We start from the raw sequence: 19,713 nt of genomic DNA, 5'->3' as shown, positions 1-19,713 counted from the left end.
CAATGAACAGATTTCCCCTCATGGTAGCAGCGCTCGGCATTCTGGCGCTGCCGGCGAATGCAGTTGCCGAAGAAATCTCCGGCCCCATTCCCGATGCAAGTCGTGTAGTCTCCATCGGCGGGTCGATCACCGAGATCATCTATGATCTGGGTGAAGAGGGACGGTTGGTCGGTCGCGATACGACCAGCGTTTTCCCCGAAGCTGTGCACAAGATACCTGACGTCGGATACATGCGTGCGTTGTCGCCGGAAGGCGTTTTGTCGATTAACCCGACTGCGATCATTGCCGTCGAAGGTTCGGGCCCGCGTGAAGCTATCGACGTATTGAAAAAAGCCAGCGTACCTTTCGTGTTCGTTCCCGAAAACTACACCGCCGAAAGTGTGTCGGAAAAAATCCGGATTGTCGGCAAGGCACTTGGCGTTGAAGACAAGGCCGAGAAGCTATCTGCCAAAGTCGAGAAGGAATTGGCGGCAGCAGAAGCCGAAACCAAAAATATCAAGACCCGCAAACGTGTGCTCTTCGTCCTTAGTGCCACAGGCGGCAAGATCATGGCAGCAGGCACCAAGACGGCGGCTGACGGCATTATCGAACTTGCAGGCGGCGACAACGTCGTCACTGGATATTCCGGCTACAAAACAATGACAGAGGAAGCGATCCTCACGGCACAGCCGGATGTGATTCTCGTGATGGATGTCCACGGTCCGCGCGCTATAGCTGATGCCGACCTTCTGGCCAACAAGGCAATTGCAGCGACGCCTGCCGGCCAATCAAAGAACATCGTGCGCATGGGCGGGCAGTATCTGCTCGGCTTCGGGCCGCGAACGGCGGAAGCGGTGCACGATCTGGCCAAGGCATTCTACGGATCTGAAGCAAGCCAATGAGCGAGTCTGTCTTGATGCGACCTGCCGTTCTTCGGTCTGGGCAAGGCAAAACCCGTCCGGAAGGCGACCGTTCATTCCTGGCCAGGGGCGTCATCGTCTTGCTGGGTTTGGCTCTGCTGGCCACGATGCTGTTCAGCCTTACGGCCGGCGCTTCCGACGCATCGGTCATCTCGGTTATCAGCGCTTTGGTGCGAGGCGCAAGCAGTGACAATAATGTCCTCTCCCTGCGCGACAGCATCATTATCTGGGATATAAGGTTGCCGCGCATTATCCTCGGCGCGATGATCGGAGCGTCGCTTGCTGTCTCCGGTGCGGTGATGCAGGGCTTGTTTCGCAATCCGCTCGCGGATCCCGGTATTGTCGGCGTGTCTGCGGGTGCGGGACTGGGAGCCGTCAGCGTCATTGTCCTTGGTGGAACGGTGCTGGCACCCTTCATTGCGACCTTCAGTTTATTCGCCCTGCCGGTTGCTGCCTTTATCGGCGCGCTTGTTTTCACGCTCATTCTCTATGCCGTTGCCACGCGGCGCGGACAAACCTCCATCGCCACAATGCTTCTGGCCGGTATTGCACTTGGCGCCATGGCCATGGCGTATATAGGCCTCCTGACATTTCTTGCCGATGACAGGCAGCTCCGCGATCTGACATTCTGGACGCTGGGATCACTCGCTGGTTCCAATTGGGCCAAGATGGCTACGGCTGGTCCCTTCATCGTGTTGGCGCTGCTGGTTTCTCCCTTTCTTGGGCGCGGCCTCAATGCCCTCGCACTTGGTGAAGCCTCCGCAAGCCACCTTGGCATTCCGGTCCAGCGTTTCAAGCGCGTGGCCATCATTGTGGTCGCTGCTGCAACCGGCGCATCGGTTGCCGTCAGCGGTGGCATCGGCTTCGTCGGCGTTGTCGTGCCACATTTGCTCCGTCTGGTCATAGGACCGGACCATCGCTATCTGCTTCCGGCGTCGGCACTCCTGGGCGCGAGCCTGTTGCTGCTGGCGGACGCAGTCAGCCGCACCATCGTCGCCCCTTCGGAACTGCCTATTGGCATCGTTACGGCAGCCGTCGGTGCGCCTTTCTTCCTATGGATACTGCTGCGTCGCCGCGGCATTGTGGATCTTTGACCATGATCAGCCTTTCCGACGTCAGCGTCGTGCTTGGACGCAAGGCCATTATCAAAGAGGCGAGTTTCAATGCTCAGGCAGGGGCGTTGACTGTCATCGTCGGCCCGAACGGTTCAGGCAAGACGACGCTGATGCGAGCGCTTTCCGGCGATCTGCCTTTCACCGGACGCATAACGATCAACGGACACTCGCTCGGCCATCTGAAACCGTGGCAGATGGCCGCGATGCGGGCAATCCTGCCGCAATCGACCTCGCTGTCCTTTCCATTCACCGTACGCGAAATCGTCAGGCTCGGTCTTACCAGCGGCCGCTCCGGTGCGACGCATGATGTTGCCGAAAACCTCCCCGATGAAGCGCTGGCACTCGTCGATCTTGCTGGCTTTGGCGGTCGTTTCTACCAGGAGCTTTCCGGCGGCGAACAGCAGCGCGTACAACTCGCACGCGTTCTGTGCCAGGTCTGGCAGCCGGTTCTGGATGGGCAGCCGCGCTTTCTGTTTCTTGACGAGCCCGTCTCCAGTCTCGATATCAAGCATCAGCTCATCATCATGCAGATCGCCCACGCCTTTGCCACGCGTGGCGGTGGCGTGATCGCGATCCTGCACGATCTCAACCTGACCTCTATGTATGCGGACCGCGTCGTGGTCATGCACGGGGGCCGTATCGATAGCGTGGGTACGCCCGCGGAGGTCCTTACGGACGACCGTATCCTGCGTGTCTATGAGTGTGCGTTGAAAGTTGGCGCCTTGCCCGACAAACATGTGCCTTTTGTCTTGCCGCAGTCGGCAGTGATGTGAACTCCAGCTGCCCGTCTATAAAAGTCGCGGGTCGAACGTGAACGGCTCCAATGTGAGCACTTTGATCTCCGCCGCCAATCGATGCGAATGATTGATCAGCACGTTGATATCGGGCGAACCGGCGATAGGAACAATCGCTGACGGCACCATCAGCAGCGGTGATGTCTTGGCCTTGTGCCAATCATCGCCCATACCTTGGGTCAGGCCCTCCTGCCGTCGCCAGTCTGATGGCAAAGATTGGACTGCGATGTTCTCGACAGGAATATTGTCCGGCACCTCATAGGTCACCATAGCGAGCTCCGGCAAAAGTGTCGGATCTTCGACATGCACCAGCTTTTCAAGGACGCAAAGGGCGGGCGACGTCGCACAATAGGTCACCGCATGGCCAACGCTGTTCCAGCGGCCATCGAACAACAGTCCATAGCCGCCGTCGAAAGTCTCCGCATGCTGTTTGCCGGATAATCGCCAAAGCCGCATTAGAACCTCTAGGCGGCTGCACCCCAGGCGATCTTGCCAAGAATGGTTTCGATGACGCGGGCGCCAGCTTCGGTCTGCGCAATCACAAGCGGCGTTTCGCCGCCGAGTTCAGCCAGCGTTCGACGCAACCAGCGGTTGGCCTTTTCCTTGTCGCCAAACGTTTCTTCAGCCAGTGTCTGGATACGCATCAAACGGACTGTCCTGTCGGACTCGTCAACAGTCAGCGGCTGCTTCTTGTCGGCGCGGTGCCGCCTCGTTCGCTGAGGAATAACGAATTGTTCGATTTCCTGATTGGTCAGTCCAGCAAGGGTCAAGCCTTTGAGAGCACTCAAAGGCAGGCGATTGCGAACAGCCATGGCGAGATCCGCCTGCGAACGAACTTCAGACCCGAGCACCAGCGTCCCACCGAGCTTTCGGGCAACTTCCTCGACAATGACTTTTGACATCTACGTGCTCCTTGCGGCAACTTGCTTCAATGTAGACGGCATATTGCCGTTTTGCAAGTCCGCGCGGCCACCACAACTGCGACATATCATGCCGCCAACAGAATTGACTTGTTGACATAAAGATATCTTTATGTGACCTTAGCCCTCATCCGGATCATGGATCATGAGGCGTACCGAGTTATGAATATTGCGGTTGATAATCTATTCGGTCCCATGGGTTCTCCTCGGGACGGCTCCGAAGTTTTTGCAGCTTTGACCAAGGCGGCGAAAGAACGGATACTGATTCTTGACGGCGCCATGGGCACGCAGATCCAAGGCCTTAGCCTCAACGAAGATGACTTTCGTGGCGATCGCTTTGCGGATTGTTCCTGCCACCTGCAGGGCAACAACGACCTGCTGATCCTGACGCAGCCACAAGCTATCGAAGATATTCACTACGCCTATGCCATGGCGGGCGCCGATATCCTTGAGACGAACACATTTTCCTCCACCACGATCGCCCAGGCTGACTACAGCATGGAAGAGGTCGTGTATGAACTTAACCGCGATGGTGCGCGGCTTGCCCGCCGTGCCGCCCTGAAAGCCGAGCAAACGGATGGCCGCCGCAGGTTTGTCGCCGGAGCGCTCGGCCCGACAAACCGTACGGCATCGATTTCGCCTGACGTCAACAACCCCGGCTATCGCGCTGTCACATTCGACGACCTGCGCACCGCCTATGGGACCCAGGTGCGCGGCCTCATCGATGGCGGCGCGGACATTATCCTCATCGAGACCATCTTCGATACGCTCAACGCCAAGGCAGCAATCTTCGCCACGAACGAAGTGTTTGAAGAAAAGGGGATCACCCTTCCGGTGATGATCTCCGGCACCATTACCGACCTTTCCGGCCGCACGCTTTCCGGCCAGACGCCGACCGCTTTCTGGCATTCGGTCCGTCACGCCAAGCCCTTCACCATCGGCTTGAATTGTGCCCTCGGCGCCAATGCCATGCGCGCGCATCTCGCCGAGATTTCCAGCGTCGCGGATACGTTCGTCTGCGCCTATCCCAATGCGGGCCTGCCCAACGAATTCGGCCAGTACGACGAGAGCCCGGAAGCGATGGCAGCGCAGCTCGAGGGTTTCGCCAGCGAAGGCCTCCTCAATATCGTGGGCGGCTGCTGCGGTTCGACCCCGGAGCATATCAAGGCAATCGCCGAAGCAGTCAGCAAATACAAGCCACGCGAGATCCCCGAGACGGAAACCCATATGCGCCTGTCGGGCCTCGAACCCTTCACGCTGACCAAGGATATTCCCTTCGTCAATGTTGGCGAGCGCACCAACATCACCGGCTCGGCGAAGTTCCGCAAGCTCATCACTGCCGGCGATTTTGCCACGGCGTTGGATGTCGCGCGCGATCAGGTGGCGAACGGCGCACAGATCATCGACATCAACATGGACGAAGGCCTGATCGACAGTGAAAAGGCCATGGTCGAATTCTTGAACCTCATCGCGGCAGAACCCGATATCGCCCGCGTTCCGGTGATGATCGACAGTTCGAAGTGGGACGTCATCGAAGCAGGCCTGAAGTGCGTGCAAGGCAAGCCGCTGGTCAACTCGATCTCGATGAAGGAAGGTGAACAGGCCTTCCTCGATCATGCCAAAAAAGTGCGCGCCTATGGTGCCGCCGTCGTCGTCATGGCCTTCGACACGGACGGACAGGCCGATACGCTGGAGCGGAAAGTTGCGATCTGTACACGCGCCTATGAACTCCTGACCAAGGACGCAGGCTTCCCGCCGGAAGACATCATCTTCGATCCGAATGTCTTTGCTGTTGCCACCGGTATCGAAGAGCACAATGGCTATGGCGTCGCCTTCATCGAAGCGACGAAGCAGATCGTCGACACCCTGCCGCACGTGCATATTTCCGGCGGCATTTCAAATCTCTCCTTCTCGTTCCGCGGCAATGAACCGGTGCGTGAGGCGATGCATGCGGTGTTTCTCTACCATGCCATCCAGGTCGGCATGGACATGGGCATCGTCAATGCGGGCCAGCTCGCGGTCTATGAGTCGATCGATCCGGAACTGCGTGAAGCCTGCGAAGACGTGGTGCTCAATCGCCGCGATGACGCTACCGAGCGGCTGCTTGATCTCGCCGAGCGCTACAAGGGTTCTGCCGGCAAGGAAGCGCGCGAACGCGATCTCGCCTGGCGCGAATGGAGCGTCGCAAAACGCATGGAGCATGCATTGGTCAACGGCATTACCGAATTCATCGATGTCGATACCGAAGAGGCGCGCAAGGAGGCTGAGCGCCCGCTGCACGTGATCGAAGGGCCGTTGATGGCCGGCATGAATGTCGTCGGCGATCTGTTCGGCGCGGGCAAGATGTTCCTGCCACAGGTGGTGAAATCTGCGCGCGTCATGAAACAGGCCGTGGCGCTGCTATTGCCCTACATGGAGGCGGAAAAGCTTGCCAATGGCGGCACAGGGGAGCGTGAGAGCGCCGGCAAGGTATTGATGGCAACCGTCAAGGGTGACGTCCACGATATCGGCAAGAACATCGTCGGTGTGGTCCTGGCCTGCAACAATTACGAGATCATCGATCTCGGCGTCATGGTGCCTGCAACCAAGATCCTGCAGACGGCTCGCGAACAGAATGTCGATATTATCGGCCTCTCCGGCCTGATCACGCCGTCCCTCGACGAGATGGTCCATGTGGCCTCGGAGATGGAGCGCGAGGGTTTCGACATTCCGCTGCTGATCGGCGGTGCAACGACCAGCCGTGTGCATACGGCTGTCAAGATCAACCCGCGCTACAATAAGGGACAGACGATCTATGTCACCGATGCGAGCCGCGCGGTGGGTGTTGTGTCCAATCTTCTGTCGAAGGAAACCAAGCCGGGTTACGTCGAAGCGATCGAGGCCGAATATATCAAGGTCGCGGATGCGCATGCGCGCAACGAGGCCGACAAGCAGCGCCTGCCACTGGCCAGGGCCCGTGCGAATGCGCACAAGGTCGACTGGACCTCGTATGAACCCACCAAGCCGAGTTTCATCGGGACGCGCGTCTTCGAGAACTATGATCTCGCGGAGATCGCCCGCTATATCGACTGGACGCCATTCTTCCAGACTTGGGAGCTGAAAGGCCGCTATCCTGCCATTCTCGAAGACGAGAAGCAGGGCGAAGCTGCCCGGCAATTGTTCGATGATGCCCAGGCGATGCTGAAGAAGATCATCGCGGAGAAGTGGTTCAATCCAAAAGCTGTCATCGGCCTGTGGCCAGCAGGAGCGACGGGCGACGACATTCGCGTCTTCGCCGATGAGGAGCGGAAGGAAGAGCTCGCGACCTTCTACACCCTGCGCCAGCAACTGTCGAAACGCGATGGGAGGCCGAACGTGGCACTCGGCGATTTCGTAGCGCCTATCGACAGCGGCGTTCAGGATTATATGGGCGCTTTCGTTGTCACCGCTGGTATCGAGGAAATCGCCATCGCCGAGCGCTTCGAACGTGCCAACGACGATTATTCCTCCATCCTCGTCAAGGCACTGGCGGACCGTTTTGCCGAAGCCTTTGCCGAATTGATGCATGAGCGCGTGCGCAAGGAATTCTGGGGTTATGCACCCGGCGAAGATCTTGCGCCGGAGGAACTCATCGGTGAACCTTATCGCGGTATCCGCCCTGCGCCAGGTTATCCTGCGCAGCCCGACCACACCGAGAAAGAGACGCTATTCCGCATTCTTGACGCAGAAGCCAGGATCAACGTTCGCCTGACCGAGAGCTTTGCCATGTGGCCGGGCTCATCTGTTTCGGGCATCTACATCGCCCATCCGGAAAGCTATTATTTCGGCGTCGCCAAAGTCGAGCGCGATCAGGTGGAAGATTATTCGGAACGCAAGCAAATGCCGATCGAACAGGTCGAGCGCTGGCTCGGGCCGATCCTCAACTACGTACCTGCACCAAGGGTTCAGGCCGCCGAATGAAGGTAATGCCGGGGCGGGGCGCCGAGCATGCGCTTGAACATGGTGGTGAACGCCGGCACGCTGTTATAGCCAAGGTCGAGTGCAACGCTGGTCACTGGCTCACCCTTTGTCAGGCGGGGCAGCGCTGACAAAAGACAAGCCTGCTGGCGCCATGTTGAGAGGCTGAGGCCGGTTTCGCGCCGAAATGTCCGCGTGAAAGTACGCCGGCTCATTCCGAGCCGATCCGCCCAATTATCGATATTTGTGTGGGGCGAGGGGTCTTCGAGGAACCCGCGGCACAGTGCCGCCAGCCGCCGGTCTTCCGGGAATGGCAGGCCGAGTGGCCGTTCCGGCAGGTTGGGGATTTCATGCAGCAGCAAACCCATGACAAATGTTGTCCGTGGATCGGCGTGCACGTCGGCAGGTGCCGCCACTGCCTCACGGATCAGGTTGTCCATCAAGGGCGTCAGCCCAACCACGTGCAAATGCCGTTTCAACCCCGCCACGGCGTCCGGTCGCACGTAGATTGAATGCATCGAGACATCGCCGAGCATGTCCACCGCATGCTCCGTTCCTGCCGGCAGCCACAATGCATGATGTGGCGGCACCATCCAGCGGCCAAACTTGGTCGTCACCATGGCAACGCCGCTGATGGCATGCAGGAGTTGCGATTGGCTGTGATGATGGTCGGGAATATGAAATCCCGACGGATAAACCGTCGCCAACGCAAAAACGTCGCCCTCGGCTTGCTCAAGCCAGTCCAGCCGCACCTTGTGCAGCTCCTCAAGCCGCAGACCGGCAGCGTTCCGGGCAGCAAATGTCTGATAGCGCATTGTTTTGGCCCACACTCGAAAGAACTGGACCAAACCACGAAAGCAGGATGCGCGCAACAGGTATATCAGTTGCGCAGGAAGGGTGACCGCTTGGGCGGTGCGCCCTCTTTCTTCGATGGACGCACACCATGACCGATACTGCCTTGCCTGCTCAGCGGTCTTCCGCTGAAACAACTGTCTTCGCCATCATTTTCGCCGTCAGCTTCTGCCATTTTCTCAATGACATGATGCAATCGCTGCTTGCAGCTATCTATCCGATGCTCAAACAGAATTATGGCCTCAACTTCAAGCAGATCGGTTTTCTGACGCTGACATTCCAGGTCACTGCCTCGCTGCTGCAGCCGATCGTCGGCACCTATACCGACAAGCGACCGATGCCCTATTCGCTGCCTGTCGGCATGGCTTTTTCGCTGGTCGGGCTCGGCTTGCTTTCCATCGCCACGCATTATGTCATGTTGCTCGCCGGCGCTGCTTTCATCGGCATCGGTTCGTCGATCTTCCACCCGGAATCCTCGCGTGTGGCCCGTCTCGCCTCGGGCGGGCGCCACGGTCTGGCACAGTCGTTCTTTCAGGTCGGCGGCAATTTCGGCACGGCGCTCGGGCCTTTGCTTGCGGCCTTCATCGTTCTGCCGCGCGGCCAGCAAAGCATTGCCTGGTTCTCCGCTGCCGCTCTGATCGGCATGATCATCCTTTATCAGGTCGGCAACTGGTACCAGCGCTATCGCCTCGCCAACGCCAACAAGCCGGCCGCCAGCCGTGTTCTGAAGCTGCCACGCAAAAAGGTCATTACATCGTTGCTGATCCTGACGCTGCTGGTCTTCACCAAGAACATCTACCTTGCCAGTATCTCCAGCTATTACACGTTCTACGTCATCCACAAATTCGGCATTTCGGTGCAGCAATCGCAGATGATGCTGTTCCTGTTCCTCGGTGCTGCTGCTGTCGGGACTATTCTTGGCGGCCCCATCGGCGACAAGATCGGCACCAAGGCCGTCATCTGGTTCTCTATTCTTGGCGTCCTGCCATTCACGTTGATGATGCCCTACGCCAATCTGCTCTGGACGGGTGTGCTCACGGTTTTCATCGGCTTCATCCTCTCGTCCGCCTTTCCCGCGATTGTGGTTTTTGCCCAGGAGCTGGTACCCGGCCGGGTCGGCATGATCGCCGGCATCTTCTTTGGCTTTGCCTTCGGAATGGCCGGCATTGCCGCGGCGGTGCTCGGCTTCGTCGCGGACGCCAAGGGCATCGATTATGTCTATATGATCTGTTCCTACCTGCCATTCCTTGGATTGCTGACGATCTTCCTGCCGAGTATGCGGGAAGTCCGAGGCGAGCCAGCAACGGCCTGAACTACGAAAGCCCGGTCTCGCTGCCGGGTTTTTCTTTGGCTAGTTCCCTTTTATCAACGCTGCTGACGTCATTGTCAGGAATGCCGGTTTGAAAAACGATATCTAACCCCATATAAGGAACACCATTCTCAACGGCGCGCCCGCGCTTCAAGATTGTTTCGCCAGATACGTCCAGACCGAAATTCCTTTCCAGGTAAATTCATGTCCTCAGCTATCTCTGTCTCCAGCCTTTACAAAACCTATTCAACCGGTTTCGAAGCGCTGAAGAATATCAATCTCGACATTCGCCATGGCGAGATCTTCGCGCTGCTCGGTCCAAACGGCGCCGGCAAGACCACGTTGATCTCGACAATTTGCGGCATCGTCAATCCGACGTCGGGAACAATCCTCGCCGACGGCCACGATATCATCAAGGAATATCGCGCCGCCCGCAGCAAGATCGGCCTCGTGCCACAGGAACTGACGACCGACGCCTTCGAGACGGTCTGGAATACGGTCAGTTTCAGTCGCGGTCTCTTCGGCAAGCCAGCCAAGCCGGCGCATATCGAAAAGATCCTGAAAGAACTCTCGTTGTGGGACAAAAAGGATTCGAAGCTCATGACACTTTCCGGCGGCATGAAGCGCCGGGTCATGATCGCAAAAGCTCTGTCGCACGAACCGGAGATCCTGTTTCTCGATGAGCCTACGGCCGGCGTCGATGTCGAGCTCCGGCGCGACATGTGGAATGTCGTGCGGGCACTGCGCGAATCCGGCGTCACCATCATCCTGACCACGCATTATATCGAGGAAGCCCAGCAGATGGCCGATCGCATCGGCGTCATCAGCCACGGCGAAATCATTCTGGTCGAGGAGAAGGCTGAACTGATGCGCTCGCTCGGCAGGAAGCAATTGCGGCTGTTTCTACAGGAAAAACGTGACGAGGTACCGGAGGCGTTAGCCCAATATGAGCTTGAGCTTTCGTCCGACGGCTGCGAGCTCATCTACCACTATGACACGCAGAAAGAACGCACCGGGATTACAGCCTTGCTGAAAGACCTCGACAAGGCTGGTGTCCGTTTCAAGGATATCCAGACGCGAGAAAGTTCGTTGGAAGAAATCTTCGTGAATCTCGTGAGGGAACGCAAATGAACCTCTATGCCATCAAGGCGATCTACCTGTTCGAGATGCACCGCACATGGCGCACGATCATGCAGAGCGTCATTTCGCCGGTCGTTTCCACGAGCCTCTATTTCGTCGTCTTCGGCTCGGCCATCGGCGGACGCATTCCTGAAATCAGCGGGGTCAGCTATGGCGCGTTCATCGTGCCGGGCCTGATCATGCTTTCGCTGTTGACGCAGAGCATCTCGAACGCTTCCTTCGGCATTTATTTTCCGAAGTTCGTTGGCACGATCTACGAGCTTTTGTCGGCACCCGTGTCCTATCTGGAGATCGTCGTCGCCTATGTCGGGGCCGCAGCGACCAAATCCATCATTCTTGGCGTCATCATTCTGGCCACGGCTGCCTTGTTCGTTCCGCTGCGGATTGAGCATCCCTTCGTCATGCTGCTCTTCCTGGTGCTGACTGCAGTTACATTCAGCATGTTCGGCTTCATCATCGGCATCTGGGCCGACGGCTTCGAAAAGCTGCAGCTCGTCCCGTTGATGATCATCACACCGCTGACCTTCCTCGGGGGAAGTTTCTATTCCATCGAAATGCTGCCGCCCTTCTGGCAAAAAGTGACGCTGTTCAACCCGGTCGTGTACCTGATCAGCGGTTTCCGCTGGAGCTTCTTCGGCCTGTCAGACGTGCACATCGGCACCAGCCTCGCCATGACGGCGCTGTTCCTCATCGCATGCATTCTGATCCTGCGCTGGATCTTCACGACGGGGTATAGATTGAAGAGTTAGTGTGCAGAGTCACAATTCGATCAGGTGAAGGTTATCTTTTCCACCGGGCACAGCGTCAGTCACCAGGCGCCGGTCAAAAGTTGCCAACTGGCCTTCATTGGATCTCGCAAGTGCAAGAAGGTAGGTGTCTGTAATCTGACTCGAAATTAGCAGCCTCGACGGGTCGATCAGTTTTGACCTCATAAGGCTGATACTGTCCGCCCAGAACTCATGGCCGGGCCTGGACGTAAAAATTGCCAACGACGACGCAATCGCGGCTGGAGAACCGGGGGAATTCCGGTAGCGCGGGTCTCCGATAATGCGAATGACGCCATTCTCCGTAAGGGGGCAGGTGGCCCAAGCGGACTGACCAATCTCTGCGAACCAGTTGTGGGCGGAAACGTGATGAATATGTACTGGATCAAATAATGCGATCAGGACATTGACGTCGAGCAAAAATGCCATCAGGGCAGTTCATCGCGCAACTGATTGACGAATTCCATAGTGACCGGAGTGCCATCCTTTACAGTAAGCAGTGGTACGCCGTTGCGCTCACTTATGCTGGCAACTGGCGTCTGTAGAGATTTCCGGGCAAGCATTGATATGACCTCGCCGATTGTCTTGTTTTGATGTTCGGCCAAGCCTTTGGCTGCCGCAAGCACGTCGTCATCAATAGCTAAAGTCGTTCGCATTTCAATCTCCAAACATCGCGCATCAAACATCACGCATCAATATGGAGTGTTCCTGAGACAATATCAAGGATATCTCTATCCAAAATAGGCTTCCAACGCAGCCAGTCCGGCCTTGAGCTCCTTCTCGCCTTTTGAGCCGAGGTTTGACAGAAGTTCCGCCTCGAAGGCATGCGCGACCTTGGCAAGCTCATTATAGGCCTTGCGCCCTGCGGGCGTGAGTTCCAGATTCTCGATGCGTCGGTCCATGTCATCACGCTTGCGACTTAGCCACCGGCGCTTTTCCAGCGTGAACACCGCCCTTGAGACCTTCGTCTTGTGCATGGACGAATGCGCGCCGATTGCAGTGGCCGTCAAAATACCGAATTGGCCAAGCGTCGCCAGCGTGCGCCATTCGGGCCGCGTCAACCCGTATCGATCACGATAGATGCTGGCGAAGCGCTGGCTGACGGTCTCCGCCGCCTTGTTCAGCCGGTAGGGGATGAAGTCCTCCAGGACCAGCGGCAATGTTTCCGTCGTCTCACTATCCATTGCAGCGAAATCTCCCTTTGCAGTTGATAGTTACAAAATAGATCGTCACACTTGCAACTAATATCGGGAGGTACGATCATGACCCTTCATTACATGCCTGGCTTCGGTAATGATTTCGAAACAGAGTCTCTGCCTGGCGCTCTTCCGCAGGGGCAAAACTCGCCCCAGCGTTGCACCTATGGGCTCTATGCCGAACAACTGTCGGGCTCGCCCTTCACCGCACCGCGCGGCATCAACGAACGTTCCTGGCTCTATCGTATCAGGCCTTCGGTCAAGCACAGCGGCCGGTTCACATCATCGAAGCGCGAACATTGGAAGACCGCGCCCAACCTCGATGATCATGAATTGCCAATTGGCCAGTTGCGCTGGAATCCGACGCCGATGCCGCGGCAGCCAACGAGTTTCATCGATGGCATCCGCACCATAACCACGGCCGGCGATGTCCATGGCCAGGCTGGGATGGCAGCGCATGTCTATGCATTCAACCGCGACATGGAAGACGACTATTTCTTCGATGCCGATGGCGAAATGCTTCTGGTGCCGGAAAAAGGAAGGCTCCGTATCTTTACCGAAATGGGCATTATCGAGATCGAACCTTCGGAGATCTGCGTCATCCCGCGCGGCATGATGTTCAAGGTTGCGGCCCTTGATGGCGAGGCGCGAGGTTATATCTGCGAGAATTACGGCGCGAAATTCGCCTTGCCGGATCGCGGCCCGATCGGCGCCAATTGCCTGGCCAATCCGCGCGATTTCAAGACGCCTGTTGCAGCCTTCGAGGAGAAGGAAACGCCGTGCCGGCTGCATGTGAAATGGTGCGGCAAGTTCTATGAAACCATGCTGGACCATTCGCCGCTCGATGTCGTTGCATGGCACGGCAATTATGCACCGTACAAATATGATTTGCGCACGTTTTCACCTGTCGGCGCCATTCTGTTCGATCATCCGGACCCGTCGATCTTCACTGTACTCACCGCACCCTCCGGCGAAGAGGGTACGGCCAATGTCGATTTCGTAATTTTCCCGCCGCGTTGGCTGGTGGCAGAACACAGTTTCCGCCCGCCCTGGTACCATCGCAATATCATGTCGGAATTCATGGGTCTGGTATATGGTCAGTACGACGCCAAGGAGGAGGGGTTCGTGCCGGGCGGCATGAGCCTGCACAATATGATGCTGGCACATGGCCCCGACGCGATGGGTTTCAACAAGGCTTCGACGGTGGAGCTCAAGCCGCAACGCCTTGAGAACACTCTGGCGTTCATGTTTGAGACACGTTTCCCGCAACATCTGACCCGCTTTGCCGCAGAACTCGAATCGCTGCAGGACAATTACGCGGATTGCTGGAAAGATCTGAAGAAGCGGTTCGACGGAACGCCCGAGGGCGACTGGCCAGAGGAGAACATTACCAAATGAAGCTCGCCTCCCTGGACAATGGTACCCGCGACGGCAAGTTCGTTCTTGTCTCCAAGGACCTGACCCGCTTTACCGATGCCTCGTTCTTGGCGCCAACCCTGCAGTCGGCGCTCGACGATTGGGCGCGTATAGCACCGCATCTGGAAGCGCTTGGCAAAAGTCTTGAGCTTGGCGCGGTCCCGTCCGGACGCTTCCACGAACATGAGGCAATGGCGCCATTGCCACGCGCCTATCAGTGGGCGGATGGTTCGGCCTATCTCAATCACGTCGAACTGGTGCGCAAGGCGCGCGGCGCCGAGATGCCGGAGAGCTTCTGGACAGATCCGCTGATCTACCAGGGCGGTTCCGACAGTTTCCTCGGGCCCCGCGAACCGATCCGCATGGCAGACGAAGCTTATGGCATCGACATGGAAGGGGAGGTCGCCGTTGTTGTCGATGACGTGCCAATGGGTGCGAGTGTCGACGAGGCACGTGATGCGATCCGTCTTGTCATGCTGGTCAATGATGTCAGCCTGCGCGGGCTCATCCCGGCGGAACTCTCGAAGGGTTTTGGCTTTTTCCAGTCCAAACCATCATCGGCGTTTTCACCCGTTGCCGTGACGCCCGATGAACTGGGCGATGCATGGGACGGCAACAAGGTGCACCTGCCATTGCGTGTCGACCTCAACGGCAGGCCATTCGGCCGCGCCAATGCCGGTATCGACATGACCTTCGATTTCCCCACGCTGATCGCCCATGCCGCCAGGACGCGGCCGCTTGGTGCGGGCACAATCGTCGGCTCCGGCACTGTCTCCAACAAGCTCGACGGCGGACCGGGCCGGCCCGTCGAAGAGGACGGGGCAGGCTATTCCTGCATAGCAGAAATCCGCATGATCGAGACCATCCGGGAAGGCGCTCCGCAGACCCCGTTCCTGCGTTTCGGTGATCTTGTTCGGATCGAGATGAAGGACCCCTATGGTCATTCGATCTTCGGCGCCATCGAGCAGCAAGTAATCAATTACGGACGTGAAGCATGAACGGCATCGTCCTTTACGACTACTGGCGCTCGTCGGCCAGTTATCGTGTGCGTATAGCGCTCAATCGTCTTCGTCTCGAATATGAAACTGTGCCGGTCAATCTCCTCAAGGACGAACACAAGGGTGCCGACAATCTCAGCCGCAACCCGCAAGGTCTCGTTCCAACGCTCGCCATGGACGGGCGGATGATGACCCAGTCATTGGCGATCATCGAATATCTCGATGAGATCTATCTGGACGCAGGCTTCCTGCCGCAGGAACCGGCAGGACGGCAGCGGGTGAGGGCACTTTCATATGCCATAGCCATGGACACACATCCGGTTTGCAACATGGGTGTGATGGCCCACATCTTGTTTTTGACTGAAGGTGGCGACAAGGTCCGCATCGCCTGGATGCGCAAATTCATTGCCGAGGGCCTTTTCGCATTCGAGGCGATGCTAAACCATCCGGATACGGGAAAATTCTGTCACGGCAACGCGCCCGGCATGGCAGATTTCTGTCTCGTTCCTCAAGTTTACAATGCCAAGCGGTGGGGTGTTAAAACGAGCGGCTTCAAACGTATCAGCGCAATCGTCAAACGGTGCAGGGCTATCGACGCCTTCGCAGCGGCCCATCCGGACAAGGTGAAGCGGGAGACGTAGAGCCTTTCAATGGCTGTTGGACGCGGGGCTCAGGCCACCATGACATCATAGCGACGGAATATCTCATCTGATGTCAGGATGGTGAGATTTTCCACCTGCGCCTGAGCAATAAGGAGCCGGTCGAATGGATCCCGATGGTGATCGCCGAGATGCTCCGTGCGCGCGGCATGGTCTTCATTGACCGCGAGAAATGGAATATTACGCGATTTCACAGCATCGACGATATCGCCGTTCAGGAAAAGCTTACCCAACGCTCGCTTGATGGCGATCTCCCATATAGACACAGCGCTCACAATGAGGTCTTCACCTTGATGCAGTATTTCCCTCTGCCGTATGGAAAGTCTGGGATCATCACTGACGGCCCACAGCAATACGTGCGTATCGATAAGATAGAGCGGACGGCTCACTTCACATACTCGTCCCACTCGGGACCAAGTTTATCGAAATCATCGGATATTTCTATTTGCCCCTTCATCGCGCCTATCAAACTACGAGGCTTTTTATGCGGATCAGACAAGGGGGAAATCGTGGCAACAGCTTTGCCATGTCGTGTGAGCACGATCTCCTCGCCCGACTGCGCGCGGGTAATCAGTTCCGAAAATTTCGCTTTGGCTTCAGCGATAGAGATGTTCACAGCAAAACTCCTTATGACCATAATTTAGGTCATAATCGAGCGCAATGCAACTGTTGAACTGGGTCTGTCGCCATGGCGTGAATATCGACGACCTACTCCGCTGCTGCGATTTTTATCACGCCACGGCGAATCTGATCCTCCTCGATCGACTCGAACAAAGCGCGGAAATTGCCTTCGCCAAAGCCTTCGTCCCCCTTGCGCTGGATGAACTCGAAGAAAATCGGTCCGATTACCGCCTTTGAGAAAATCTGCAGCAAGATCTTCGTCATACCGCCATCGACAACGCCTTCTCCGTCGATGAGAATGCCGTGCTTCTTCATCCGCTCGATCGGCTCATCATGGCCGTTTACGCGGTCATGCGATTTCTCATAATAGGTCTCTGGCGGTCCGGGCATGAACTTCAGCCCGTTATCGGCGAGTTTGTCGGTCGCGTCAAAGATCGCCTCCGTCCCGACGGCGATGTGCTGGATGCCTTCGCCCTTATACTTGCGCAAATATTCCTCGATCTGACTTTTGTCGTCGGTCGATTCATTCAGCGGGATGCGGATCTTGCCGCAAGGCGAGGTGATCGCGCGCGAAACCAGACCGGTAAATTTTCCGGCAATGTCAAAGAAATGGATCTGTTTGAAGCCGAAGAGTTCGCGATAGAACGCCCACCATTTGTCCATATTGCCGCGATAGACATTATGGGTGAGGTGATCGAGATAATAGAAACCGACACCTTCCGGCTTCGGGTCACGCTCGCCAAGCCATTCGAACTCCGCATCGTAGACCGAGCCCTTGTCGCCGTAGGTTTCGATGAAATACAGCATCGATCCGCCGATACCGACGATCGCCGGAACATCGAGTGTCTTGTCGTCGCCCTGATAGGGTGTCGCGCCCTTGGCAACCGCATGGTTGTAGGCGTGCTCGGCATCGACTACCCGCCAGGCCATGGAAGGGGCGCACGGGCCATGCTTGTCGACGAACTTCGTCGCATGCGAACCCGGCTCGGCATTGAAAATGTAATTGATGTCGCCCTGGCGCCAGACCGTGATTTTCTTGGTCTTGTGCCGGGCCACCGGTATATAACCCATGCGCGCAAACAGCTCTTCCAGCTGCTCCGGCTCAGGATGAGAGAATTCAACAAATTCGAAACCGTCTGTTCCAGCGGGGTTATCCTTGCTGATCGTGGCTTTCGGTGCGTCGTGCGGAAACGGGCCCATATTATCCTCCATGCGGCAGTCGCCATTATCGCTCAAACCGCCTGCAATGTGCTTGCATTTCCACGCTCCATAAGCGTATATTTCGCATGTTTCGTGCAAAAATATAGTAGAGTATGCATATATGCAGCAACTTGATCCATCTGACCGCAAAATTCTCATCTGCCTGCAGGAAGATGGGCGGCTGACGAACAATGAGCTGTCCGAGCGCATCAACCTCTCGCCATCGCAATGTTCGCGCCGGCGATCGCGGTTGGAAGAAGAAGGATATATTCGCGGCTACCGGGCGGAGATCGACCGGGAAAAGCTTGGCCTCGGTATCGTCAACATCATCTCTGTAACACTGGCGACGCACAACCGGGACAACGCGCAACGCTTTTCAGAACTCATCTCGAAACTGCCTCAGGTCATGGAAGCCCATGCTCTGACTGGCGAGATGGATTATTTCATCAAAGTGGTGACACCCGACCTGCGCGGACTTTCGACATTCGTCAATGAGGTCCTGCTGCCGCATGAATCGGTCCAGCATGTCAAAACCGCCATTGTACTCGATACGCTGAAGGAGGATGGCCGTTTGCCGATTTGAGGCACCTATGCTTTCAGGATCGCTTTAACGCCCCGCATGACTTGTTGCAGGGTAGCTTGCGTCACACTACCAAGTTTGTCGGCATGTGAAATTTCAATCGTTGCGACCTTGGCCGGTCGAACGACCGAAGGTGCGGGCAACCCCGCATCCTGATGGCGCGGAATTGGAACATCACCCACCCAAGGCCTGTTTTCTGCGCTTGTGATCATCAAAACCCAGAGAAGTTCATGATGGTCGCCAATTCCGCCATCGGAAATAACCAAGGCCGGCCGGTGCTGGCGGGTGTTTCGATCCGTGTATGGAAACGGAACACGTACAACGTCGCCAGCCTCAAAGGTTGGCATAGGCTTTTTTGTCCGCTTCGCTGTCCCATTCCGAGAATGTTGCAAACGGGTCATCGCCATGCGCACCCGTTTCTGTGCGCATGAGAATGACGCGGCCATCCTCGATCTGGTAGGCGATTTCGTCACCGGGCCTCAGATTGAGTGCCATGCGTACCGCTTGCGGTATCGTCGTCTGCGCCTTGCTCGTCATTTTGCTGGTAATCATGGACACATCTCCTAATGGAAATGCATGTAAGGAATTTCCTTACAAAATGCAAGGAAGCGTTAGAGATACAGCGCCTTCCTCACCATGGGATAGACCCGGGCATGGCCGAGCATATAGGCGGTAATTGTTTGCGCGTCGAACAATCCATGAAAGGCACGGCCGAGAATGTTCAACCCGCCGGTATAAGCGCCGAAAGCCGGCATGATCATGCGCGAGCGGTCGCTGACGAAGCAGCGTCGCTGCACCGCTTGCCCGCGCCGAACCACCTTGGCGGCCGGGTGCAAATGCCCTGCGATCTCACCCGAGCAAGGGGTTTTCGACGGCTCGTGACGGAAGACCAAATTACCCAGGGCCAGCTCTGTGAATGTCTCGCCCGGCAAGTCCGCCGGATGGTCCGGATCATGATTGCCGGTAATCCATATCCATTCGCGCCCTGCCATCAGCGCCGCAAGTTCCGCCGCGTAGAGTGCGGGCAGACGCGCTGCCGCTTGACCATCGTGAAAACTGTCGCCGAGGCTTATCACGCAGGTTGGGTTGTAGCGCGCGATGATCTTCGCAAGCGCGGCAAGCGTTGTTGCCGTGTCGTATGGAGGCAGCATCATGCCGCGACGGGCAAATGACGAGCCCTTCTCGAAATGCAGGTCGGAGACAATGAGGATGCGGTCACTTTCGAGATAAAGAGCACCCGACGGATCGCAAACACCGCTGTGCCCGGCAAGGGTCACTTCGGCTGCGCCATGCAAGGCTGTCTTGATCGTCTGA

At 57.1% G+C, this 19,713-nt stretch carries 24 protein-coding genes; 11 read left to right on the top strand and 13 right to left on the bottom strand.

All coding sequences use genetic code 11. The features are described from left to right. Positions 1 to 2: 2 nt before the first annotated feature. Genes LB462_RS06915 through LB462_RS06905 form a run of 3 tightly spaced genes read left to right on the top strand, consistent with a single transcriptional unit; the run spans position 3 to position 2,787 of the window. Positions 3 to 881 carry a heme/hemin ABC transporter substrate-binding protein gene (locus LB462_RS06915; RefSeq protein WP_224506569.1) on the top strand — a complete coding sequence of 293 codons (879 nt, stop codon included), beginning with the start codon at positions 3 to 5 and terminating at the stop codon, positions 879 to 881. Between the two features lie 14 nt (positions 882 to 895). Next, the gene (locus tag LB462_RS06910; RefSeq protein ID WP_224506653.1) at positions 896 to 1,993 is read left to right on the top strand and encodes a FecCD family ABC transporter permease; all 1,098 of its coding nucleotides are present in this window, start codon (positions 896 to 898) and stop codon (positions 1,991 to 1,993) included. A 2-nt stretch (positions 1,994 to 1,995) separates the two neighbouring features. Next, positions 1,996 to 2,787, top strand: a complete 792-nt coding sequence (locus LB462_RS06905) for a heme ABC transporter ATP-binding protein (protein WP_224506568.1) — start codon at positions 1,996 to 1,998, stop codon at positions 2,785 to 2,787. A gap of 15 nt (positions 2,788 to 2,802) precedes the next feature. Here the strand turns inward: LB462_RS06905 and LB462_RS06900 are convergent, their stop codons facing one another. Both LB462_RS06900 and LB462_RS06895 read right to left on the bottom strand, forming a co-directional pair. Then, positions 2,803 to 3,264: an RES family NAD+ phosphorylase gene (locus LB462_RS06900; RefSeq protein ID WP_224506567.1), complete on the bottom strand. Its 462-nt coding sequence runs from the start codon at positions 3,262 to 3,264 to the stop codon at positions 2,803 to 2,805. Between the two features lie 8 nt (positions 3,265 to 3,272). Next, positions 3,273 to 3,710 (bottom strand): Xre family toxin-antitoxin system antitoxin, encoded by a 438-nt coding sequence (locus tag LB462_RS06895; protein ID WP_224506566.1) that lies wholly within the window; start codon positions 3,708 to 3,710, stop codon positions 3,273 to 3,275. Positions 3,711 to 3,890: 180 nt separating this feature from the next. Between LB462_RS06895 and metH the strand changes: the two genes are divergently transcribed. After that, on the top strand, positions 3,891 to 7,667 hold the full coding sequence (metH, locus tag LB462_RS06890; RefSeq protein ID WP_224506565.1) for a methionine synthase: 3,777 nt from the start codon (positions 3,891 to 3,893) through the stop codon (positions 7,665 to 7,667). On the opposite strand, the gene LB462_RS06885 is transcribed toward metH, so the two are convergent. After that, complete coding sequence (locus LB462_RS06885) at positions 7,652 to 8,479, bottom strand: AraC family transcriptional regulator (RefSeq protein ID WP_224506564.1); 828 nt, start codon at positions 8,477 to 8,479, stop codon at positions 7,652 to 7,654. The two genes, metH and LB462_RS06885, sit on opposite strands and share 16 nt — an antisense overlap. A gap of 128 nt (positions 8,480 to 8,607) precedes the next feature. Here LB462_RS06885 and LB462_RS06880 point away from each other — a divergent pair, with 128 nt between their 5' ends. Next, positions 8,608 to 9,828: an MFS transporter gene (locus tag LB462_RS06880; protein ID WP_224506563.1), complete on the top strand. Its 1,221-nt coding sequence runs from the start codon at positions 8,608 to 8,610 to the stop codon at positions 9,826 to 9,828. Position 9,829: 1 nt separating this feature from the next. Here the strand turns inward: LB462_RS06880 and LB462_RS06875 are convergent, their stop codons facing one another. Beyond that, positions 9,830 to 9,979, bottom strand: a complete 150-nt coding sequence (locus tag LB462_RS06875; RefSeq protein ID WP_224506562.1) for a hypothetical protein — start codon at positions 9,977 to 9,979, stop codon at positions 9,830 to 9,832. A 50-nt stretch (positions 9,980 to 10,029) separates the two neighbouring features. Between LB462_RS06875 and LB462_RS06870 the strand changes: the two genes are divergently transcribed. Together LB462_RS06870 and LB462_RS06865 are read left to right on the top strand one after the other, a co-directional pair. Continuing rightward, the gene (locus LB462_RS06870) at positions 10,030 to 10,956 is read left to right on the top strand and encodes an ABC transporter ATP-binding protein (protein ID WP_224506561.1); all 927 of its coding nucleotides are present in this window, start codon (positions 10,030 to 10,032) and stop codon (positions 10,954 to 10,956) included. After that, entirely contained in the window at positions 10,953 to 11,714 is a 762-nt protein-coding gene (locus LB462_RS06865) for an ABC transporter permease (RefSeq protein WP_224506560.1), read from the top strand. The genes LB462_RS06870 and LB462_RS06865 overlap by 4 nt, the downstream gene beginning before the upstream one ends. Before the next feature lie 9 nt (positions 11,715 to 11,723). Here the strand turns inward: LB462_RS06865 and LB462_RS06860 are convergent, their stop codons facing one another. From LB462_RS06860 to LB462_RS06850, 3 genes are all read right to left on the bottom strand, one after another. Beyond that, a complete protein-coding gene (locus tag LB462_RS06860) occupies positions 11,724 to 12,158 on the bottom strand; it encodes a TA system VapC family ribonuclease toxin (protein ID WP_224506559.1) in 435 nt (144 codons plus the stop codon). Then, a complete protein-coding gene (locus tag LB462_RS06855; RefSeq protein ID WP_224506558.1) occupies positions 12,158 to 12,385 on the bottom strand; it encodes a CopG family transcriptional regulator in 228 nt (75 codons plus the stop codon). The genes LB462_RS06860 and LB462_RS06855 overlap by 1 nt, the downstream gene beginning before the upstream one ends. 75 nt (positions 12,386 to 12,460) lie before the next feature. Further along, the gene (locus LB462_RS06850) at positions 12,461 to 12,913 is read right to left on the bottom strand and encodes a MarR family winged helix-turn-helix transcriptional regulator (RefSeq protein WP_224506557.1); all 453 of its coding nucleotides are present in this window, start codon (positions 12,911 to 12,913) and stop codon (positions 12,461 to 12,463) included. Positions 12,914 to 12,991: 78 nt separating this feature from the next. Between LB462_RS06850 and hmgA the strand changes: the two genes are divergently transcribed. The 3 genes from hmgA to maiA are packed head-to-tail and all read left to right on the top strand — an operon-like array spanning position 12,992 to position 15,980. Continuing rightward, a complete protein-coding gene (gene hmgA, locus LB462_RS06845; protein ID WP_224506556.1) occupies positions 12,992 to 14,323 on the top strand; it encodes a homogentisate 1,2-dioxygenase in 1,332 nt (443 codons plus the stop codon). Beyond that, positions 14,320 to 15,339: a fumarylacetoacetate hydrolase family protein gene (locus tag LB462_RS06840; RefSeq protein ID WP_224506555.1), complete on the top strand. Its 1,020-nt coding sequence runs from the start codon at positions 14,320 to 14,322 to the stop codon at positions 15,337 to 15,339. The genes hmgA and LB462_RS06840 overlap by 4 nt, the downstream gene beginning before the upstream one ends. After that, the gene (gene maiA, locus LB462_RS06835; RefSeq protein WP_224506554.1) at positions 15,336 to 15,980 is read left to right on the top strand and encodes a maleylacetoacetate isomerase; all 645 of its coding nucleotides are present in this window, start codon (positions 15,336 to 15,338) and stop codon (positions 15,978 to 15,980) included. The genes LB462_RS06840 and maiA overlap by 4 nt, the downstream gene beginning before the upstream one ends. A 29-nt stretch (positions 15,981 to 16,009) precedes the next feature. On the opposite strand, the gene LB462_RS06830 is transcribed toward maiA, so the two are convergent. The 3 genes from LB462_RS06830 to hppD form a co-directional block, all read right to left on the bottom strand. Next, positions 16,010 to 16,387, bottom strand: coding sequence for a type II toxin-antitoxin system VapC family toxin (locus tag LB462_RS06830; protein ID WP_112531521.1), 378 nt, complete (start codon positions 16,385 to 16,387; stop codon positions 16,010 to 16,012). Continuing rightward, a complete protein-coding gene (locus LB462_RS06825; RefSeq protein ID WP_224506553.1) occupies positions 16,384 to 16,614 on the bottom strand; it encodes a type II toxin-antitoxin system Phd/YefM family antitoxin in 231 nt (76 codons plus the stop codon). Before LB462_RS06825 ends, LB462_RS06830 begins: the two co-directional genes overlap by 4 nt. 92 nt (positions 16,615 to 16,706) lie before the next feature. After that, positions 16,707 to 17,819 carry a 4-hydroxyphenylpyruvate dioxygenase gene (gene hppD / locus LB462_RS06820; protein ID WP_224506552.1) on the bottom strand — a complete coding sequence of 371 codons (1,113 nt, stop codon included), beginning with the start codon at positions 17,817 to 17,819 and terminating at the stop codon, positions 16,707 to 16,709. A 121-nt stretch (positions 17,820 to 17,940) separates the two neighbouring features. On the opposite strand from hppD, the gene LB462_RS06815 reads away from it, so the two are divergent. Then, a complete protein-coding gene (locus LB462_RS06815; RefSeq protein ID WP_210003558.1) occupies positions 17,941 to 18,402 on the top strand; it encodes an Lrp/AsnC family transcriptional regulator in 462 nt (153 codons plus the stop codon). Between the two features lie 5 nt (positions 18,403 to 18,407). Here the strand turns inward: LB462_RS06815 and LB462_RS06810 are convergent, their stop codons facing one another. The 3 genes from LB462_RS06810 to pdeM are packed head-to-tail and all read right to left on the bottom strand — an operon-like array spanning position 18,408 to position 19,706. Next, positions 18,408 to 18,746: a type II toxin-antitoxin system PemK/MazF family toxin gene (locus LB462_RS06810; protein ID WP_224506551.1), complete on the bottom strand. Its 339-nt coding sequence runs from the start codon at positions 18,744 to 18,746 to the stop codon at positions 18,408 to 18,410. Beyond that, on the bottom strand, positions 18,733 to 18,951 hold the full coding sequence (locus LB462_RS06805) for an AbrB/MazE/SpoVT family DNA-binding domain-containing protein (RefSeq protein ID WP_112531518.1): 219 nt from the start codon (positions 18,949 to 18,951) through the stop codon (positions 18,733 to 18,735). The genes LB462_RS06810 and LB462_RS06805 overlap by 14 nt, the downstream gene beginning before the upstream one ends. Positions 18,952 to 19,010: 59 nt before the next feature. Beyond that, the gene (gene pdeM / locus LB462_RS06800; RefSeq protein WP_370637086.1) at positions 19,011 to 19,706 is read right to left on the bottom strand and encodes a ligase-associated DNA damage response endonuclease PdeM; all 696 of its coding nucleotides are present in this window, start codon (positions 19,704 to 19,706) and stop codon (positions 19,011 to 19,013) included. Positions 19,707 to 19,713: the final 7 nt, after the last annotated feature.

The organism is Phyllobacterium chamaecytisi (assembly GCF_020164455.1).
GTDB classification, from domain to species: Bacteria; Pseudomonadota; Alphaproteobacteria; order Rhizobiales; family Rhizobiaceae; genus Phyllobacterium; species Phyllobacterium chamaecytisi.
The sequence above is the reverse complement of the archived record's forward strand: the minus strand, read 5'-3'. Positions and strand labels throughout refer to the sequence as shown.

Excerpts from the sequence above, each read along its gene's own strand:
- LB462_RS06860 (WP_224506559.1), bottom strand. The coding sequence starts at position 12,158 with ATGGCATTTTTGCTCGACGTCAATGTCCTGATCGCATTATTTGATCCA.
- LB462_RS06880 (WP_224506563.1), top strand. The coding sequence starts at position 8,608 with ATGACCGATACTGCCTTGCCTGCTCAGCGGTCTTCCGCTGAAACAACT.
- LB462_RS06850 (WP_224506557.1), bottom strand. The coding sequence starts at position 12,913 with ATGGATAGTGAGACGACGGAAACATTGCCGCTGGTCCTGGAGGACTTC.
- LB462_RS06865 (WP_224506560.1), top strand. The coding sequence starts at position 10,953 with ATGAACCTCTATGCCATCAAGGCGATCTACCTGTTCGAGATGCACCGC.
- hmgA (WP_224506556.1), top strand. The coding sequence starts at position 12,992 with ATGACCCTTCATTACATGCCTGGCTTCGGTAATGATTTCGAAACAGAG.
- LB462_RS06900 (WP_224506567.1), bottom strand. The coding sequence starts at position 3,264 with ATGCGGCTTTGGCGATTATCCGGCAAACAGCATGCGGAGACTTTCGAC.
- LB462_RS06810 (WP_224506551.1), bottom strand. The coding sequence starts at position 18,746 with ATGCCAACCTTTGAGGCTGGCGACGTTGTACGTGTTCCGTTTCCATAC.
- LB462_RS06910 (WP_224506653.1), top strand. The coding sequence starts at position 896 with ATGCGACCTGCCGTTCTTCGGTCTGGGCAAGGCAAAACCCGTCCGGAA.
- LB462_RS06815 (WP_210003558.1), top strand. The coding sequence starts at position 17,941 with ATGCAGCAACTTGATCCATCTGACCGCAAAATTCTCATCTGCCTGCAG.
- LB462_RS06870 (WP_224506561.1), top strand. The coding sequence starts at position 10,030 with ATGTCCTCAGCTATCTCTGTCTCCAGCCTTTACAAAACCTATTCAACC.
- LB462_RS06885 (WP_224506564.1), bottom strand. The coding sequence starts at position 8,479 with ATGCGCTATCAGACATTTGCTGCCCGGAACGCTGCCGGTCTGCGGCTT.
- LB462_RS06855 (WP_224506558.1), bottom strand. The coding sequence starts at position 12,385 with ATGCGAACGACTTTAGCTATTGATGACGACGTGCTTGCGGCAGCCAAA.
- maiA (WP_224506554.1), top strand. The coding sequence starts at position 15,336 with ATGAACGGCATCGTCCTTTACGACTACTGGCGCTCGTCGGCCAGTTAT.
- LB462_RS06840 (WP_224506555.1), top strand. The coding sequence starts at position 14,320 with ATGAAGCTCGCCTCCCTGGACAATGGTACCCGCGACGGCAAGTTCGTT.
- metH (WP_224506565.1), top strand. The coding sequence starts at position 3,891 with ATGAATATTGCGGTTGATAATCTATTCGGTCCCATGGGTTCTCCTCGG.
- LB462_RS06915 (WP_224506569.1), top strand. The coding sequence starts at position 3 with ATGAACAGATTTCCCCTCATGGTAGCAGCGCTCGGCATTCTGGCGCTG.
- LB462_RS06805 (WP_112531518.1), bottom strand. The coding sequence starts at position 18,951 with ATGATTACCAGCAAAATGACGAGCAAGGCGCAGACGACGATACCGCAA.
- LB462_RS06895 (WP_224506566.1), bottom strand. The coding sequence starts at position 3,710 with ATGTCAAAAGTCATTGTCGAGGAAGTTGCCCGAAAGCTCGGTGGGACG.
- hppD (WP_224506552.1), bottom strand. The coding sequence starts at position 17,819 with ATGGGCCCGTTTCCGCACGACGCACCGAAAGCCACGATCAGCAAGGAT.
- LB462_RS06905 (WP_224506568.1), top strand. The coding sequence starts at position 1,996 with ATGATCAGCCTTTCCGACGTCAGCGTCGTGCTTGGACGCAAGGCCATT.